Annotated in this window: 14 protein-coding genes; 7 read left to right on the top strand and 7 right to left on the bottom strand. The window is 46.0% G+C overall.

Annotated features, from left to right (window positions below):
* The first annotated feature begins 20 nt into the window (after window positions 1-20).
* The 4 genes from MP3633_RS02585 to MP3633_RS02600 all read left to right on the top strand — a co-directional run bounded on the left by MP3633_RS02585 (window position 21) and on the right by MP3633_RS02600 (window position 5151).
* The gene (locus MP3633_RS02585) at window positions 21-833 is read left to right on the top strand and encodes a formate/nitrite transporter family protein (RefSeq protein ID WP_176334357.1); all 813 of its coding nucleotides are present in this window, start codon (window positions 21-23) and stop codon (window positions 831-833) included.
* A 128-nt stretch (window positions 834-961) separates the two neighbouring features.
* On the top strand, window positions 962-2677 hold the full coding sequence (locus MP3633_RS02590; RefSeq protein ID WP_176334358.1) for a bifunctional protein-serine/threonine kinase/phosphatase: 1716 nt from the start codon (window positions 962-964) through the stop codon (window positions 2675-2677).
* A 206-nt stretch (window positions 2678-2883) separates the two neighbouring features.
* The gene (locus MP3633_RS02595; protein ID WP_176334359.1) at window positions 2884-3906 is read left to right on the top strand and encodes an asparaginase; all 1023 of its coding nucleotides are present in this window, start codon (window positions 2884-2886) and stop codon (window positions 3904-3906) included.
* Window positions 3907-3939: 33 nt separating this feature from the next.
* Window positions 3940-5151, top strand: a complete 1212-nt coding sequence (locus MP3633_RS02600; protein WP_176334360.1) for a winged helix-turn-helix domain-containing protein — start codon at window positions 3940-3942, stop codon at window positions 5149-5151.
* A 37-nt stretch (window positions 5152-5188) separates the two neighbouring features.
* Here MP3633_RS02600 and MP3633_RS02605 read toward each other — a convergent pair whose 3' ends face one another.
* Both MP3633_RS02605 and MP3633_RS02610 read right to left on the bottom strand, forming a co-directional pair.
* Entirely contained in the window at window positions 5189-6595 is a 1407-nt protein-coding gene (locus MP3633_RS02605) for an MFS transporter (RefSeq protein WP_176334361.1), read from the bottom strand.
* Window positions 6596-6780: 185 nt separating this feature from the next.
* Window positions 6781-7245 (bottom strand): Lrp/AsnC family transcriptional regulator, encoded by a 465-nt coding sequence (locus tag MP3633_RS02610; RefSeq protein ID WP_176334362.1) that lies wholly within the window; start codon window positions 7243-7245, stop codon window positions 6781-6783.
* 148 nt (window positions 7246-7393) lie between these two features.
* Between MP3633_RS02610 and MP3633_RS02615 the strand changes: the two genes are divergently transcribed.
* The gene (locus tag MP3633_RS02615; protein WP_176334363.1) at window positions 7394-8374 is read left to right on the top strand and encodes a hypothetical protein; all 981 of its coding nucleotides are present in this window, start codon (window positions 7394-7396) and stop codon (window positions 8372-8374) included.
* Window positions 8375-8709: 335 nt separating this feature from the next.
* On the opposite strand, the gene MP3633_RS02620 is transcribed toward MP3633_RS02615, so the two are convergent.
* Window positions 8710-9858: an alpha-hydroxy acid oxidase gene (locus tag MP3633_RS02620; protein WP_176334364.1), complete on the bottom strand. Its 1149-nt coding sequence runs from the start codon at window positions 9856-9858 to the stop codon at window positions 8710-8712.
* 129 nt (window positions 9859-9987) lie between these two features.
* Between MP3633_RS02620 and MP3633_RS02625 the strand changes: the two genes are divergently transcribed.
* Together MP3633_RS02625 and MP3633_RS02630 are read left to right on the top strand one after the other, a co-directional pair.
* A complete protein-coding gene (locus tag MP3633_RS02625) occupies window positions 9988-10887 on the top strand; it encodes a LysR family transcriptional regulator (protein WP_176334365.1) in 900 nt (299 codons plus the stop codon).
* A gap of 89 nt (window positions 10888-10976) precedes the next feature.
* Complete coding sequence (locus tag MP3633_RS02630) at window positions 10977-11219, top strand: hypothetical protein (protein WP_176334366.1); 243 nt, start codon at window positions 10977-10979, stop codon at window positions 11217-11219.
* Between the two features lie 53 nt (window positions 11220-11272).
* On the opposite strand, the gene MP3633_RS02635 is transcribed toward MP3633_RS02630, so the two are convergent.
* Genes MP3633_RS02635 through MP3633_RS02650 form a run of 4 tightly spaced genes read right to left on the bottom strand, consistent with a single transcriptional unit; the run spans window position 11273 to window position 15001 of the window.
* Complete coding sequence (locus MP3633_RS02635) at window positions 11273-12250, bottom strand: 2-hydroxyacid dehydrogenase (protein ID WP_176334367.1); 978 nt, start codon at window positions 12248-12250, stop codon at window positions 11273-11275.
* 4 nt (window positions 12251-12254) lie between these two features.
* Complete coding sequence (locus MP3633_RS02640) at window positions 12255-13226, bottom strand: sugar kinase (protein ID WP_176334368.1); 972 nt, start codon at window positions 13224-13226, stop codon at window positions 12255-12257.
* 33 nt (window positions 13227-13259) lie between these two features.
* Complete coding sequence (locus MP3633_RS02645; protein WP_176334369.1) at window positions 13260-14519, bottom strand: TRAP transporter large permease; 1260 nt, start codon at window positions 14517-14519, stop codon at window positions 13260-13262.
* On the bottom strand, window positions 14504-15001 hold the full coding sequence (locus MP3633_RS02650; protein WP_176334370.1) for a TRAP transporter small permease: 498 nt from the start codon (window positions 14999-15001) through the stop codon (window positions 14504-14506). Before MP3633_RS02650 ends, MP3633_RS02645 begins: the two co-directional genes overlap by 16 nt.
* Window positions 15002-15050 lie beyond the last annotated feature (49 nt).

A 15050-nucleotide genomic window follows, 5' to 3' on the forward strand; every position in this document is an offset into this window, starting at 1 on the left:
AAGGGTAAGAGGGCGTAAAAATGGCGTATATAGAACCAAGTGAATTCGTGACCAAAATGGTCGATGCAGGCGAGCAGAAAGTCTACATGTCGACAAAAGACACCCTCATTCGAGCCATTATGGCGGGGGCAATTCTAGGGTTGGCGGCAATTTTTGCCATCACGGTAGCGACACAAACGGGCAGCCCATTACTGGGTGCTGTGCTGTTTCCTGTTGGTTTTATCATGCTGTATTTGATGAAGTTTGACCTGCTAACGGGCGTGTTTACGTTAGTGCCTTTGGCTTTGTTTGATAAGCGTCCAGGTGTCACACCGGCGCAAGTATTGCGAAACTGGGGGTTGGTCTTTATCGGCAACTTTGCTGGCGCGTTATTAACGGCTTTCATGATGTCTTTCATCTTAACGTATGGTTTCTCAACCGACGGAGGCGCCATTGCGGCAAAAGTTAGTGCTATTGGTGAATCTCGTACATTGGGTTATCAGTCTCATGGTGCAGGCGGTTGGTTTACCATCTTCATTCGTGGCATGTTGTGTAACTGGATGGTGTCTATGGGCGTAGTTGGCGCGATGATCTCTACGTCTGCTGGCGCAAAAATGGCCGCCATGTGGATGCCGGTTATGTTGTTTTTCTACATGGGCTTCGAGCATTCTATCGTAAACATGTTCTTGTTCCCGTTCTCTATGATCATGGGTGGCGATTTCACCTTCATGGATTACCTTGTATGGAACGAGATCCCAACGGTACTGGGTAATCTTGCTGGCGGTTTATTATTAGTCGGCTTGCCATTGTATTTGACCCATGTGAAAACGTCCGCGTCTCGTAAATTGGTGTAATAGGGTTTCATCAAAGGTTAAAAAACTCTGTAGATACTATATTGTGTGTCTACGGAGTTTTTTGTATTTACAGCGCGTTGTTACATGCTGCTGCATTTGCAGAGTGTTGTTTTATTAAGGAAAGCGGAATGAAGGCTCTTAGCGTCAGTATCGGCAGTGCGACCAGTAAGGGCGAAAAAGCCATCAATCAGGATTTCTTAGGGCACCAAATCCCCGCCGAGCCATTATTAACCACACGAGGTGTTGCACTGGCGATTGCCGATGGCATTAGTTCGAGCCCGGTTAGCCAAGCGGCAAGCGAAACCGCCGTTACCAGTTTTTTAGAAGATTATTACCGCACGTCAGAAGCCTGGTCAGTAAAGACCTCCGGCGAAAAAGTACTCAAATCCATCAATGCGGTGTTGTATTCTCAAACCCAAAGTGGCCCCAGTCGATTCGATAAAGACAAAGGCTATGTGTGTACGTTCAGTGCGCTCGTGCTTCGTTCAAATAGCGCGCACCTTTTTCATTCTGGTGACAGCCGCATTTACCGACTTGTTGGCACGACGCTAGAACAACTGACGAAAGACCATCGGCGAGTTGTCTCGACCGCTCAGAGTTATTTGTCTCGTGCCTTGGGTATCGATCCGATTGCGGACATTGATTACCAAACCTTTCCCATTGCCAAAAACGATGTTTTTGTGATGACGACGGATGGCATTTACGACTTTCTTTCCGCCGAGGAAATAGCCTCGTGTATCGCACAAGCCAGCCATTTAAATAGCGCCGCAGAGCAGATCCTAGAACACGCTTTAAGCGCGGGCAGCGACGACAACCTCAGCGTGCAGATCGTTCGAGTGAACGAAGTTACCCATTATCAATTGGAAGACATCCAGCACAATGTCAGCCTTTTGCCGTTGCCGCCGCCATTAAAAGAAAGAATGCAATTTGAAGGCTACGACATCATCCGCTCGATCTACGTGAGCAGCCGAAGCCATGTGTTTTTAGCGCGAGATCTCGACACCAATGACATGGTCGTGATTAAAACGCCGTCAGCAGAATTAAGCGACGATCAACCCTATCTTGAAAATTTCATGCTGGAAGATTGGATCGCCAAACGCGTCAGTAATCCGCATGTGGTCAAAGCCATCGAACCCCCAAGACAGCGGGAATCGCTTTACCTTGTTACCGAATACATCGAAGGCCAATCTCTTGCACAATGGATGATAGACAACCAAAAACCCACGCTGGAACAAATCCGCGACATCATCTCGCAAATCGCCAACGGTCTTCAGGCTTTTCACCGTAAAGCTATGATTCATCAAGACATTCGCCCTGCAAATATCATGATAGACAAGCACAACATCGTGAAAATCATCGACTTTGGATCCACTTACATTGCAGGCGTTACCAACACCCAAGACGAAGAAGTTCTACGCGGCACCATGCGCTATTCCGCACCAGAATACTTCCTTGGTCATGCGGGCACCGAGCGATCTGACATTTACGCGCTCGGCGTCATTGCTTATCAAATGTTATCTGGCAACCAATTCCCTTACAGCCCGAAAATAGCCCAAGCTCGAAGCGTTGCGGCCCAACGACGTTTAACTTATCGCAGCGTTATTACCGAAGACTCAGAGTTGCCGGTGTGGATCGACGACGCACTGCATAAAGCCCTAAACATCAACCCGCTAAAGCGCTACGAAGAAGTCTCTGAATTCGTCTATGACTTACATCATCCCAACCAAATATTCCTCGATCGAACTCGTCCACCATTGATACAGCGTAACCCTGTTATGTTCTGGCAAGGCGTGTCCTTTTTCCTGTTCCTCGTGATCGTATTTCTAGTGGCTCAGGGGCAATGATTCTTTTATGTGATCAAACAACGATGTACTTCGACACGATCACCAACCTCAGTCGTCGCTTTCTTTTTTCATATAAGCGGTCTAACTGTGTGTGTTCGGTGATTAATTAACGTTGCTTTTCTTATCCTTGTTTTCTCCTCACGTTCAATTTACTCTGTTTTCAATATTTTATTCTCACTTCCATTGTTAGATAAAGGAACCATCCTATGCAGCATGGCACTCATTCCGCTTCACTCTCTTCTCCTCTTTCTGTGAAAGTGATGCGCGGCGGTATTGTTGAAAGTGAACATAATATCAAGGCGGTTGTTGTTTCAAGCGACGGTGCGGTGGTGGAATCTTGGGGGGATGTCGATGCGTTGGTTTACCCGCGTAGTGCAATAAAAGCCATGCAAGCACTCGCTTTTATTGAGATGGGTGGAGCCGAGAAATTTTCTTTTAGCGACGAAGAAATTGCCATCTGTTGTGCGTCTCATAATGGCGAGCCTGAGCATGTTGCCACGGTGCAAAGTATGTTGGATAAACTTACCTCCTTTGAAACGGACTTTGAATGTGGCTGTCATTGGCCGATGCGTGTCGAGTCAGGTTATGTGCTAGCAGGGGAAGGGAGAAAACCAAATCAATTGCATAATAATTGCTCTGGCAAACATGCAGGAATGCTGGGGCTAGCCAAATTGCTTGATGTGCCATCGCAGGGTTACATTGGTATTGATCATCCTGTCCAGCAGAAAATTTCAGATACCATGGCTCAGATGTGCGAGTACGATTACAGCACAGCGCCTTGGTCGCCAGATGGTTGCTCCGCTCCAACATGGGCGATGCCATTGACGAATCTTGCCTTAGCGTTTGCCAAGTTTGCGAGTCCTGAAGGCTTATCAGCAGAACGACAACAAGCCTGTAAAACCTTATATGACGCCGTGGTGAAGCATCCTTTTATGGTGGCGGGAACCGAGCGTTATTGCACAGACATGATGAGGGTATTGCAGCAACGCGTATTCCTTAAAGTTGGGGCAGAAGGTGTTTATATTGCTGCGATTCCTGAGCTAAAACTTGCCATTGCGTTAAAGTGTGATGATGGCGCAGTACGAGCGGCTGAGTCTGTCATGACAGCCTTATTGGACCATGTTGGCATTACGTCTTTTGTTGCGGATGACATTATGCAGGGTTATCGCTCAGTCACCTTAAAGAATTGGGAAAAGCGCACAACCGGCGCGATTGTTTGTCAAATCTGATTTGTTAAACCTCCAATGAGGTGTCACACAACCATGATCGAACTTAAATACACCAAAGACCTTGCTCGCCTTCGTCGCCTGGCTTTGTCGTCGCAAGGCTTGTTACAGACGAGTCCGTTTGGTAGCGGCTTGGCTGGCGCACGTAAGGCAGTGAGTTATTTAGGTTACGTTCAGATCGATACTATTTCTGTGGTGGAGCGGGCACATCACCATGTGCTTCATTCTAGAGTGCCCAAGTTTGACCCTTCGATGATAAATAAGATGTTGATTGAGGGCGATATTTTCGAATATTGGTCTCACGCGGCGGCGTTTCTTCCTATTGATGACTTTCGTTTTTCCCTACCTTATAAGCACGCGATTAAAAGTGGTCAAACTCATTGGAATAAAAATCCTGATAGAAAACTGATGGCGGAGCTATTAGAGCGAATTCGTACGGAAGGACCGTTGCGTTCCCGAGACGTCGAAACCAAAGTCAGTAATCGCGCAGGCTGGTGGGACTGGAAACCAGCTAAAAAGGCGCTGGAACAGTTGTTCATGGAAGGTGATCTAATGGTGAAGGATCGCGTTGGCTTTCAAAAAAACTACGATTTAACCGAGCGAGTTTTCCCCTCTTCCACCAACGTAACCATGCCGAGTATGGAAGAATTTGTCACGCATATGGTCGATCAACAGCTTCGTTGTCATGGGGCTGTATCACTGAAAGGGTTAACCTATTTACGCCGCAATACAGCGCTGCGTAACGCAGTGAAGTCTTTGGTTAACGAGCGTTTAGCGCAAGGCGTGTTAGAGCAAGTTCAGCTTAGTAGTGGTGAGGTGTATTTCATAGAAACGGGTGCGCTTGAGCGTCGCCTGCCAAATTTGAGCAACCGCCTGCATATTTTGTCACCATTCGATAACAGCGTCATTCAGCGTGATCGGCTCAAGCATCTATTTCAATATGATTACCAGATCGAATGTTATGTGCCAGAAGCCAAGAGGAAATATGGCTACTTTTCCTTACCGCTGCTTTTTCGGGGCGAATTCATTGGACGAATGGATTGCAAGGCTCATCGAAAAGAGCGCCGCTTAGAAATCAAATTTTTGTATCTAGACACACAGGGCTTGGATGATGATTTGGTGATTCACTCCTTTGTCGAAGCCATTAAAACATTCAGTCAATTCCAACAATGTGATTCGGTGACCTTGACTGCGGTGAACCCTAAGCGTTTAACGCTCTCTTTGCAGAGTCGGTTAAACGCCATATAAATGGCTGGATTTCCAACTGTTTGATCTTGTTATGACGCTATAGGTTATGCAATCGACGGCGGTAGAAAAGCCCGGCAATCACTAACGCTAGCATCAAACCGAATTCGGCGATCAAGACGGTGGCGATGGCCGTTTGGTGGCTTTGCGTCATCTCGAAGGTTTGGTAAAGAATGGTGCCAAGTAATGCCGAACCAAACCCAAATGCGGCTTGCTGAACCGTGGTAAGCATGGCGCTGCTGGCTCCCGCGTCTTTTTTAGAGACTTCTGATAAGCCAATCCGAAAGAAACTCCCGACGATGAAAGCTTGCCCAACACCAATAAAAAAGGTGGTCGGTAATAATGTGGTGACGCCGATATTGGGCCAGAAATGGTAGAAGGTCCATGCCAAGGTAAGTAACGCGGGCATTTGTAATGCACAGCCTAAAAATAGTGTATTAAGCTTACCAATTCGATCCGAAATTCTGGCGCTGTAAAGGGAGCCGATAAAAAAGGACAGACCCAGCATAATGAAAGCGTTGCCTGATTCTAATGGAGATTTCCCTAAACCAGACTGAAACGTAAGGGCGACCGAAAACATAAAACCGCTCCAACTGGAAAACATCAGAACCGCTAAAATAATGCCGAATTGAATGGAATGCAGACGCAGCAAGCGCGGTGGCATTAATGGAAAACGGCCATTCTTTTCTTTTTGGAGTTCAACTTTCCACAGTAAATACAAAAGAGGAATAACGCACACAAGCATGGTTAAGAAAGGCCATGACCAATGATATTCTGGCCCTAAGGCGACAGGAATCAATAAACAAAGCAATGCCGCTGCGAGCACGAATGTTCCTGTCCAATCTACATTGGCAGGGTGCTCTGATCGACTTTCTGGTACCCAAATACGCGCACAGATAAGAATACCGATGCACACGGGAATGTTGATCAAAAACACACTGCGCCAACCCAAGCCTGCCACATCAGCCGAGACTAAAAAGCCCCCTAAAACTTGCCCAAGCACAAACGCCAATCCACCCACGGCGCCGTAAGAGCCAATCGCAAAAGAGTGACGTTTACCCGTTAATGTAACGTGAATGGTGGCGAGAATTTGCGGCACTATCATGGCCGCGCCAACACCTTGCGCGACCCGAGCGATAAGTAGTCCAGTAATGGAAGAGGACAAACCACAGGCCAGTGACGCAATGCCAAATACCCAGACGCCCATGATGAATAAACGTCGACGCCCGAAGTTATCGCCTAAACGTCCGCCCATTGCCAAGCACACGGCAAAGCCAACACCATACGCTGCGACCATCAATTCTAGTTGAAGGTGACTGGCATCCAATGATTCTGCAATAGAAGCCAGCGCCACATTGACAATGGAAAAATCGATTAAGGGCAGTAGTTGCCCCGCCATTAGTATGATCAGCCCAGCTCGACTCAGTGTTTTTGTTTCTGTGTCCATTGTATTGAAGCGCTCTTATTTGTCTGTTTAATGGCGACAGTATGTTGAATAAATTAAACAGGTACCAGCGTCTCTTTCCCCTAGCCGCAGCATCACGGCCTTTTAGGCGATACTTACTGATTCTTTCCTTATTGATTTGAAACGTCACCACTCATCCACCTAATAAACTCATGGCGTCGTGTTGATCATTCGTCTAGGTTAATTTGGGTGGTGGTTTTTACTGTTCGAAGCGAAACAGAGGTTTGGAATTTTCGAATGTTAGTGTCTGTGTGGATCACTCGATCTACAAACCGCTCATAAGCTTGAATGTCTGGCACGATGACGATCATCATAAAATCGTAACTACCGGTTATTTGATAACAATGCCTCACTTCTGTGGCATTGCTGATGGACCGTTTAAAGTCATCGTATATTTCTTTACGGTCACGTTCCATTTCTACCGATACCAATAAGGTCAACTTATTGCCGGTTAGCTCAGGGTTCACCAAGGAAACGTCTCCGACAATAATGTTGTTATCTCTGAGTCGCTTTACTCTTTTATGGCAAGCTGGTGGCGACAAACCAACCTCTTCGGCCAAATCAATATTTGCGATACGGTTGTTGCGCTGGAGGATGGTTAAAATTTTCCGGTCTAAGTTGTCTATTTCCATAAATTTCTCAAAATTAATGCTTTTAGATATAAAATTTCTTATAAAAAGAGGTTTTAGAAATAATAATATCTTTTTTTGATTGTATTAATAGGCATATTTTTTGATATACACATAAGATTCGTTACATTATTTTCTTTGGAATAAGACGATGCATAAACAAATAATGGTGTTGGTTGGGCTTTTATTGAATGGTCTGTGGAAAGAGATTCTTAACGTCACATGGACGCTTTATAAAATCATGATCCCGATGATTATTATCATCAAAATCATAGAAGAATTCGGCGGCATCGTGTTACTGAGCCAATGGCTGAGCCCTGTTATGTCGTTGGTAGGTTTGCCCAGTGAAATGGGCTTAGTATGGGCGACCACAATCGTGACCAATATGTACGCTGGGCTGGTGGTGTTTATGAGCATGGACACGGATTTAACCGTGGCCCAAGTGTCCGTTCTGGGGATTTTATTATTGCTCGCGCATTCGTTGCCTTTAGAAGCCGCTGTCGCTAAAAAAGCAGGCGTTGGGATCGTGGTGACGCTGGTTATTCGTCTTGGTGGCAGTTTATTAATGGGCTGGATTTTTCATAAAATTTACCAAAGCGGGGATTTGTTAAATACGCCGGCCGACATCGTTTGGCGCCATGCTCCAACCAGTGACCCAAGCTATCTTGCCTGGGCAATGGATCAGCTTCAAAGCCTAGTGATGATCTTTGTTGTGATTGCCGTGCTGATTACTTTTCTGCGTATTTTAAAACTGTTGGGTATCGAAAAGCTCATGGGGATTTTACTTAAGCCCATTTTGTCGATGCTTGGCATCAGTCGTGAAGCCACGAATTTGGCTATCGTTGGCATCACACTCGGTGTTTCTTTTGGTGGCGGTTTGCTGATTAATGAAGCGAAACGAGGCCACATTTCGCCAAGGGATATTTTTGTCGCCATGATGCTGCTCAATCTACTTCACAGTCTGATTGAAGACACATTACTGGTTCTTCTGATCGGCGCAAACTTCACCACGATATTTTGGGGGAGGATTGTATTTTCTATCGTGGTCATTGGTATTTTAGTGTTTACTATCAACCGAATAGATGAAAAAACCTGCCGTAAATATTTGTATAAAAAGATCAGTGATTCCTAGTGGGCTTTTCCGTATTTTTCTAAGAACAAATAGGATTTACGCCTCCGGCGGCGCAGCATTGCTGTCTAACAAAAGCTTAAAACTAAAAGGCCGCCTAAGCCTCGTCATGTGCGAAGCACAGATAAAACCTCTGCTGAATTTGTATCGCCAACAATGGCGGGACTTAGTGGGGGAGTTGTAGTTTTGGCTTTAACAAAAACCACTACCTCAATTTGCTGTCTGGTTAACATAAGTGGCGTTTCGATGAGATTGGCGGCAGTTTCGAAGTATTGCTTTGTAAACCATGTAGTCGGTCTATATACCCCTCCCCTCGAAGATAAGGGGAGAGGACTGGTCTAAGACCGAAACCGCAGGTTTTCTCTATTGAGCTGATCAATCGATGTTTTGCCCATGAGTTTCATATCGCGTTCGAGTTCGGCTTTCATCAAACCTAGGGCACGTTCTACGCCGGGTTGTCCGGCGGCGGCGAGTGGATATAAGTACATGCGGCCGATGCCGACGGCTTTTGCCCCAAGAGATAAGGCTTTGAGTACGTGGGTGCCGCGTTGTACGCCGCTATCAAAGATCACATCTATTTCATCGCCCACTTCATCGACGATTTCCGCCAGTTGGTCAAATGAGCTGCGAGAGCCATCAAGCTGACGTCCGCCATGGTTGGAAATGACCACGCCAGTGCAGCCAATTTCGACCGCTTTGCGTGCGTCTTCTCGGCTCATGATGCCTTTTAAACAGAATTGTCCGTCCCAGAATTTCACCATTTCCGCCACGTCGTCCCAGTTCATTGAAGGGTCGAGCATGTTGGTAAAGTAATCGCCAATGGAGGTGGCTCCGTTGCCCATGTCTACGTGTTTATCAAGCTGAGGCAGGCTAAATGGTTCGTGCGTGACGTAGTTAATGCCCCACATGGGTTTTAGAACAAATTGCAACATGCCTTTTAAATTCAATTTAAAGGGAATGGAAAAACCGGTGCGAAGGTCTCGTTCTCGGTTGCCACCGGTGATCGAATCGACGGTTAACATCATCACTTGTACGCCGGAATCTTTGGCCCGTTGCATCATGGCGCGGTTCAATTCGCGGTCTTTATGAAAGTAAAACTGATACACCTGAGGCGTGGTGGTTTGCTTGGCGATTTCTTCCATACTGACGGTGCCAAGGGACGATACACCAAACATGGTGCCGTACTTTTCGGCAGCATTGGCAACGGCTCTTTCGCCATCGTGGTGGAATAAACGTTGTAATGCGGTGGGTGAGCAATAGACGGGAAGACTAAGTTTTTGCCCCATGACGGTGACAGACAGGTCAACGTCTTTTACGCCTGTCAGAACGCTTGGTACTAGGTCGCAGGTTTCGAACGCGGCGGTGTTGCGGCGATAGGTCGATTCATCGTCAGAGCCGCCATCAATGTAGTTAAAAATCGGACTGGGTAAACGCTTTTTAGCCAGAATACGAAAATCGTGGAAGTTGTGGCAGTCTTTAAGACGCATGGATCTTGCTCCTTTTTAGTCGAGTCTATTTGTTATTCCTAATCATAGTCTTTGATTGATTTATAATAAATACGACATAAAATAATAAACTCTTTCTAAAAACGACGTAATAAAACAGGAGCAAGTGCTTTGAACGCTGCAGATTTAACGCTTTTTGTGAATGTCGCCGACGCAGGTTCGTTCAATAAAGCCGCGCAATACGCGGGTTTGTCGACGCCTGCACTGAGCAAGCGCATCAGTAAGCTAGAGCAAGATCTTGGTGTACAACTGATCCATCGCACGACAAGACGACTCAGCTTGACGGAAGCGGGCGAAAGTTTGTACGTTCATGCCAAAAATATAGAAGGCCAAGTGAGTGATGCCGTCGCTTCGGTGTCGGCGTTTAGCCAAGGCTTGAGTGGCAGTATTAACATTTCGGTTCCGACGATTTCAGGAGAATTACTTTTAGCGGAAGCCATTGCGGAATTCTGTCAGCAATATCCGAACATCACCGTCGATATGCGCCTTGAAAATGACTTTGTGGATTTGGTGGAAGAAGGGCTCGATCTTGCGATTCGCACCGGCAAGCTTGAAGATTCGAGCATGATTGCCAAGCCTTTGATTCAATCTAATTGGGTGGTTTGCTGCTCACCGAGCTATCTTAAAAAACATGGCGACGTTTCAAGTCTAGACGCACTAAAAGACCATAACTGTTTGGCTTATACCTACCAAGCGCAAGGGTCTTTTGATTGGCGTTTTACAAAAAATAGCATTGAAGAAAGCGTTCGTATTAGCGGCAGTTTTGCGACCAATAACGCCCAAGCTTTACGCAAAGCCGCTTTGTCGGGCTTTGGTATCGTCTATGTCCCGCGTTGTTGTGTTTATGAAGATTTGCAACAGGGCAAACTGGTCGCTATTTTGCCGGAGTTTCAGCCTCGACGGCTTGGGGTTTACGCTATTTACCCTTTTACTAAATATTTGCCAGAGAAGTTAAAGTTACTGATAGAGCACATTAAACAGGCTTACCAGGATAAGAAAGAATATTTTTAACAGGGTCTCTTGAATGAGAGGACTTTTCATTTAATTGTTTTGTCATTATTCTTGCTGTCTATTTAATCGCTTTTACGATGGAAATGCTTATGTCGGGTCAAGGTTCTGGAGGCAATGTACTTGCCGCACTTTGTAGTGTTTTTGTTCCTGGATTAGGTCAGTTGGTTCAGGGGCGTATTTTTATGGCGCTGTTCTTTTTTGTAACGGTCTTTGTGAGCTATGCATTAGGGGCAACGGTGATTCTGTTCTTTATGTGGTTGATTGGCGGTATATTGCACCTTTGGTCAATTATTGATGCTGCGCGCTTTTCTAGATTGCGCACGGTTTTATAATAAGATAACCAGGTAAATGACTAAGAAAGGAAAAAAGAACAGGTAGCCAAAGACTACCTGTTGAGTTGCTTTTTATTCGCGCAGTTTTGAGAGATGTCACCATTGAGTGCATTGATCAGGTTGTCTACGGCGCAGGTTACCATTTTAAGCCGCGTTTCTGTGGTCGCAGAGCCAATATGTGGAAACAGTACCGCGTTGTCTAGTTTGCAAAGAGGAGAGCTGGCCGGTAACGGTTCCACTTCAAATACGTCTAGCCCTGCGGCGCGAATGGTGCCATTGATTAAGGCTTCGACAAGAGCGGCTTCATCGATCACTTTGCCACGAGAGCCGTTGATGAAAATGGCGCTTTCTTTCATCATAGCGAATTCTTTGGCTCCGATGAGACGTTCTGTTTGAGGCGTTAATGGCGTCATCACACAGATAAAATCAGATGTTTTAAGCAGTGACTCTATGTCCATATAAGTGGCATTGAGTTCTTTTTCTGCGTCCAAATTACGACTGCGGTTACTGTATTGAATCTTCATGTCAAAACCAAAATGCCCACGTTTGGCGATGGCGTAACCAATGCGACCCATGCCAATGATGCCAAGGGTTTTACCATGTACATCCGTGCCGTAAAGCGCCTCGCCTACGTTGCTGGTCCAGCGGCCTTCTCGCACCATGGTTGATAATTCGACAGCGCGACGAGCCGTACACATAATGAGTGTGAAAAGCGTGTCGGCGGTTGTTTCGTTCAGTACACCCGGTGTGTGCATTAAGGGGATGCTACGCTCGGTTAGGTAATTCAAGTCGTATAGATCTGTACCGACGGAAATCGTCGATGCGGCTTTTAGCTTAGGGGCAAGGCTTAAAAATTCTGAACTCATATTCGTGCTGGTGCCTATTAAGCCTTCCGCGTCGGCAAGGGCGGCGATAAAGGCGTCTTTATTTTCTTCGTTGATGCCATTGAAGAAAGTGATATCAAATTGGTTATCTAGTCGTTGGCGCTCTTGTGCTGGAATGTCTCGGTATAAAATTACTTTTTTCTTCATCCTATTATTCCTTTTCTAACTCGTTCTTTTCTAAACTATTTAAGTGAGCGCGAGTCGGTAGCGCTTCGCTGTCTCCGCGAACTTGAACCGTTAATGAGCCTAGCAGATTTCCACGTCGAGCGGCTTGCGCCATGGTTTTACCATCAAGCAATGCTGAGATAATTCCCACCGCAAAACTATCTCCCGCGCCCACGGTATCGACTACTTTAGTGACAGGAAAACCTGCGGCAGTACCCGACTCGCCTGAGCTGGTTTTGAAATACGCGCCGTCACTACCGAGCTTTACGATAACCGCTTTGACGCCTTGCTGAAGGTAAAAATCTGCAATGGCTTCTGGTTGGTCGCTGCCTGTGAGTATTTTACCTTCTTCTATGCCAGGTAAGACAATGTCGCTGGCGAAGGCAAATTCATTGATTGTCGCTACCATGGTGGCTTGATCGGACCATAGGGAGGGGCGCAAGTTGGTATCAAAAGAGACACTGCATCCTTGTTTCTTAGCGAGCTCCAATGCGTGTTTTGCAGCGTTTCGCATTGGTACGGATACCGCTGCAGCTATGCCAGTTAGGTGTAAATGTGCGCCAGTTTTGAAAAGGCTGGCGTCAATGTCTACCGCGCTTAATGTGGACGCCGCTGAATTGCGGCGGAAGTACTCGACTTTTGGGTCGCTGCCATCGGTCACATTCGATTTCAACATAAAGCCCGTTGCGTGCTGGGCGCTTACAGATATCCAGTCATTGCAAATATTTTCTTTGCTAATGGCTTGGCGAATGAACTCACCAAAACTGTCTTTACCGACTTTACTAATGTAGCTGGCTTCAAAGCCCAAACGTGCCATGCCAATGGCGACATTGACCTCGGCACCGGCTAACGAACGGTGGAATTCTTCGATATCTGCAAGTTGGCCTGGAGTGTTGGCAACAAACATCGCCATGGCTTCACCCAGCGTGACAAAGGCGTGTTTTGATTTTTTTTGCATAATGGTTGATCCCTTATTGTTTTTTTTTTTCAGCTATACCAACAAAATAAATGGCATAAATATCACGGCAACGAGCACCAAGACAATGACCGAAATATAAGGCATGACTGCTTTGAATGATTTGTCTATGGACAACTCTCCAATGGCGCTGGCAATCAACAAACATAGACCATAAGGTGGTGTGATTAAGCCGATTGATAGGGTAATAATAACGACAATTCCTAACTGAACAGGATCGACTCCTAAGGTGAGCGCAACGGGATAAATCACTGGTACAAACAGCACCATGGCAGGAATGGCGTCCATGAAGGTACCAATAAATAAGAAGAAGGCCACAATAATGAATAAGAACAGATACTCATTATTGCCAATGCCGCTGAAGAAATTGGAAACTGTCGCGTTGATTTGATAGTAACCCAAAAATTCGCCCAGTGCGGATGCCGCTGCCAGAGCAAAGAGTGATAAGCAGCTGAGCTTTAATGTTTCAGTGAAAATCTTAGGCAAGTCTTTGAGGCTAATGGATTTGTAGTAAAACGCGCTGACTAAGTAAGCATAAAGAGCAGAAAACGCCGCCGCTTCTGTTGGAGTGAATACGCCGAATACGATGCCACCAATAATGATAAGTGGCGTGATCATCGCTGGAATGGCGTCTTTGCTTAGTGCTATGAATTCGGCACGGCTGATTTTTTCCATCACCGGTAAATTATCGCGTCGAGCAATAATACTAATCACAAACATCATCCCTAGGCCGATCAATACCCCTGGTACCATGCCACCGATAAATAATCGCCCAACGGAGGTGTTGGTCAATCCACCATAAATTACCATGGTGATACTGGGTGGAATAATGCCGCCAATGGTCGATGACGCGGCGGTCACCCCAACCGACATTTCGCGACTGTAGCCTTTGTTGATCATATTAGGAATTAGGATTTTCCCGACACCAGCGGTATCGGCCGTGGAAGAGCCACTAACACCAGCAAACAGCATAGATACAAGTACGTTAGCATGCCCAAGACCGCCTGGTTTTCGTCCTACTAAGGCAATAGAAAAGTTAATTAATCGATGAGAAATCTGGCCGCTGTTCATGATGTTCGCGGTTAATACAAAAAGAGGCACGGCGAGTAATACATAAGAGTTAAGACCGTAAAACATCTTCATTGGAATCATGGTGGTTGGTGCACCAGTCATGGTGCCAATGCCGACCAAGGACGCAATGCCAATGGAGAAGGCAATGGGAATTCCAATAATGATAAGAGTGATAAATAGTAGAGTGATTATCGCAAGTTCCATGAAGCCCCCTTGAAGCAAGACAATGTTTTTGCTTCGTTGTAGATGTTATCCAGTAGATAAACACTGGAGCTAATGAAGGTGATTGGCATGATGAGCCAGACATAACCTTGACGGAATTCGGGGATGCTGATCCAGCGAGAATGCCAAAAGGCTTGAGTAATTTCAACGCTGTAAAGAGAGCATAATAGGCAAAATATCAACATGATTAGATTTTGAAAAATAACTAATATTGAACGTTTTGTGCCTTTGAAATAGTGTGTCAGAACATCAAATCCAAAATGTTTATTTTCTCTTACCATGACGGCCGCACCGAGAAACATGGCCCAAATAAAGGAGTTAACCGCCACTTCTTCTGTCCATAACACGGAGATACCAAGATAGCGGGTAACAACTTGGGTTAAAGTGGAAGCTAAAAAAATCACAAGGAGCAAAACGCCCAATGTGATTTGTAGTCTGGCAATGAATTTAGTCAGTATTTGCATACCATACATCCTTTAGGCTCCGAGGGAGGCTCGGAGCCAGCAGCGAGTG

Source organism: Marinomonas primoryensis (assembly GCF_013372285.1).
GTDB lineage: Bacteria > Pseudomonadota > Gammaproteobacteria > Pseudomonadales > Marinomonadaceae > Marinomonas > Marinomonas primoryensis.